Source organism: uncultured Salinisphaera sp. (assembly GCF_964012375.1).
In the GTDB taxonomy this organism is placed as follows: domain Bacteria; phylum Pseudomonadota; class Gammaproteobacteria; order Nevskiales; family Salinisphaeraceae; genus Salinisphaera.
The window spans coordinates 1-3,538 of record NZ_CAXGSH010000166.1; the positions used below are offsets into that span (position 1 = coordinate 1).

The 3,538-nt window shown below is 61.4% G+C and carries 1 protein-coding gene and 2 pseudogenes; all 3 read right to left on the reverse strand.

Translation table 11 applies throughout. The annotated features are described in order from the left end of the window. Positions 1–802 (reverse strand): annotated as a pseudogene (locus tag ABNU97_RS17445) (sodium:proline symporter); the annotation flags it as partial. Between the two features lie 310 nt (positions 803–1,112). Continuing rightward, a complete protein-coding gene (locus ABNU97_RS17450; RefSeq protein WP_348767938.1) occupies positions 1,113–3,023 on the reverse strand; it encodes a CotH kinase family protein in 1,911 nt (636 codons plus the stop codon). A 77-nt stretch (positions 3,024–3,100) separates the two neighbouring features. Further along, positions 3,101–3,538 (reverse strand): annotated as a pseudogene (locus tag ABNU97_RS17455) (3-deoxy-D-manno-octulosonic acid transferase); the annotation flags it as partial.

Consider the following 3,538-nt stretch of genomic DNA (forward strand, 5'->3'; position numbering starts at 1 on the left):
TGAAGCGCACGATGATATGGGGCTGGCCGAAATAACCCAGGCCCCAGGTCGCCGCGGAAAGAAAGCCGATGATCGTCAGCCCGTTGCCCAACGACAGGAAGTTCGGGTCCACACCGGCCAGCGTTTCGGAGGCCTGCGAGAAGCCGCCGCCGCCGCTGCCGAACAGCACCACCGCCGGCATGATGACCAGCGCGAGCATCATGATCACGCCCTGACAGAAATCGGTGAGGCTCACGGCCAGAAAACCGCCAACCACGGTGTATGCAAGCACCACTGCCAGCGTACCCCAGACACCTACCTGATAGTCGGTCAGCGACGCGAAACTGACGATGTCGCCGAACGCGCTTTGGACCAGCTTGCCGCCGGCAACCAGACCCGAGGCGGTATAAACCGCAAAAAAGATCACGATGATCACGGCCGAGACCGTACGCAACGCCATCGCCCGAGACGGAAAGCGTTTGGACAGGAACTGGGGAATCGTCAGGCTGTTGTCGTAGCGCTCGGTCTGCTCGCGCAGGCGCGGTGCGACGATGATCCAGTTAACGAACGCGCCCACGAACAGCCCGATGCCGATCCAGGCCTCGACCAGGCCCGAGGCGTAGAGCGCACCGGGCAAACCCAGCAACAGCCAGCCGCTCATGTCCGATGCGCCGGCCGAAAGCGCGGCGACCGCTGGGCTCAGGTTTCGCCCGCCCAGCATGTATTCCTCGGACGAGGCCGTGGACTTGCGCCACGCATAAAAGCCGATGCCCAGCATCAGGCAGAAATACAGGATCAGACTGATCCATACGCCAATCGCCATCACGTGCCCCCAAATAAAAAGCGTTCCCCGCCACCACCCTTTCATATCCGCTATCAACTGTGAAGGTCGACATAGGTCGAGCCCTTCGGGTCTTACGTTTGGCAACGCGGTTTCTTCTGGCTCGCAAGTACCACGGATAGAGGCGCTATTAGTGGCCGGGCAAACGCCTCGGCGCGGCCAGGATCGAGCCCTGGGCACAAGGCGCGCGTTTATATGTCTGATTCACCTGGGCTGAAAATAAAAAGGCGGGCCGTCAACCGACCCGCCTTTTTTCTGCGAGCGCGCTCGCTACGGCCTATTCTGCGTCGGCCTATTCATCGTAGGCCGTGACGATTTCGGATCCCGTAAAAGTGAAGCCGAACACACCGTAATATGTCTCGTCTTCGTCGGAATCGTAGTATTCATCAAAAGAACTCTGGCAATAGCCGTCGCCGTCGCGCACGATGACCTGGGCATAGTAGCGCTGGCCGGGCGTCAATGCCGTCGTGGGGACCACCGACGTCCCTTGAATACCGTCACGGCTGAACACGACGTTGGTATTCAGCATCGGCATGGCATCGTCGTCTTCGGCACAGGCACTGCGGGTGCCGTTGAGCACCGGGCTGGTCGCCAGACGCACGTCGTAGCGCAAGCCCTTGTTCTGAATGTCATACGACTCGTCCCAGCGCAAGACCACGTTGCCGTTTTCCAGCAAGGCCGCGGTATACACCGGCATCGGACGATCCAGCGTACTGTCGAACTCTTCGCGCGCGGCGGCGATCGTGCCCGGCAGACGCTCTATTTCTTGGCGTATCTGTGGCTCCGCGCTTCGGCCATCGTTCACGGTCGGCAGACCATCCAGATCGGGGCCTTGCTGGTTTATCAACACCTGAACGATCTCGTCGATCGGATAGCTGTCGATCAATGTCTGCACGTTCGCCGGGGCAAGCGCGCCGGCTTGAAGGGCGTCCAGTTTGGCCTCTAGCGCCGGAATGCCGCCGTTACGCACGTAGCGGCTGACCAACGGCATGGCCCACCAGTTGGCGATACCCTGCGTCCAGCGCGGGCGCTGCGGGAAATCGAGCTGCTCTGCCGGCTGGCCGAAGAAATCCCAGGCGCCGTCGTAGTCCCACGGGGTGAAATAGAAGTTGTCGATCTGGCTCGGCCGATACAGATAGAAATTCTGCGAATTCGTATCGTCGTTGGACAACAGGATATTGATGCCCAGCCAGGTACGAAAGTTGTCGGCCTGGAAGTACTGTTTGAGCACGTTATCGAACGGCACGTCGTCATCGTTGAGCGCATTGAGCATGGCGATGAGCGTCTCGGTGCTTTCATCCTCGCCCTTGGATTCGAGCACGGCTTCGAAAGCATCGGAGCCGACATCTTGTTCAAGCTCGGGCGTCTCCTCAAGCGATTGGAAGGAGAACTGCTCCGCCTTGAATATATTGGAAATCTCTTCCTGGCCGTGATTGTCCGCCCAGTCGTCGTCCATGTACTCGATGTTGGTGAACAGACCACCGTCCTGATAGTCGGCGTCGTTTTCTTCTTTTACGTAGACATGCACGAACTGCGTGCGCAGGCTCGGGAAATTCTCGATCTGCTTGAATAGATCGAAGGACAGCTTGTTGCGAATCCGGCTCAGGTCGTAGGGATGCTTGTTGAGCTGGAGCCGCTCCATGCCGAACCAGTTGCCGTCTTCGAACTCCACCTTGTACGATTTTTGTTGGGCTTCGCGGCTGGAGGCGCCGCGCACCTCGATCTCGTCCGAGCGGAAGGTCAGGTCGCCCCCCGCTGCGAGGCTGCCGATACGGACCGTGCCCGAAAGCTCCGGATCGAACGCGTCGCTGCCATCGTTATCCTGGTCGAGATCGGCGAGGGTACAGCCGTCGTAGTTCTCTTCATCTTCGGGCGTGGTCGGATCATCGCCGCGACAGATATCGCCTACGGGCGGGTCGATCTCGACGTAAATATCGATGATCCGGCTGTCGTCCGGGCTCTGGTAGATCGCCGCGTTTTCGGGATCCTGCATTACGCCATCCGCAGTCAGTCCGCGAACGCTGGCGAAATCGGGGTCCGGAACCGTCGTTCCACCGCCCGCGTTACCGCCACCACCACCGCTGCTGCCGCCATCGTCGGAGCCCGAGCCGCCGCCACCGCTGCCGCAGGCGCTCAAGCTGGCGACCACGGCCGCCGTTATTAACGATCGGGCATACGCCCGGCTGAGCAAACGTTCAAACATCTGGTTCCCCTGGGTTGTAATCAGCACCGCGCCACCGCTGTCTATATCATGACGCGCGGCGCACGGATAGTGGTGCGCTAGACCGTATCGCCGGCCATCTTTTCGATCATGTGCATGCTGCGCTCAAGCGCGCCCGAGCGCTCGTCGACCAGGCGCCGGCCCGCTCGACCTGAGGCCGCGGCGCGCGCCGGATCGGCCAGCCAGCCATCGAGCGTTGCCACCAGTGACGCCGTCGTATCGCAGATTGAGGCGGCTTCAACGGCGACCAACGCATCGACGATGTCCTGCCACTCACGTACGTAGGCGCCCACGCACAACGGGCGCGCAAGTGCGGCGGCTTCAAGTACGTTGTGCCCGTCGATCCCGGGCACGAGGCTACCACCGACCAGTACCACGCTCGCCGCGGCGTAGAACAGCGGCACTTCACCCAGCGTATCGGCCAGCACCACGCCGGTGTCCTCGCCGACCGGCTGGCCGGCACTGCGGCGGGCGAAAACAACGCCGCGGGCCCGGAG

Coding starts and splice junctions, on each gene's coding strand:
- ABNU97_RS17450 (WP_348767938.1), bottom strand. CDS start 3,023: ATGTTTGAACGTTTGCTCAGCCGGGCGTATGCCCGATCGTTAATAACG.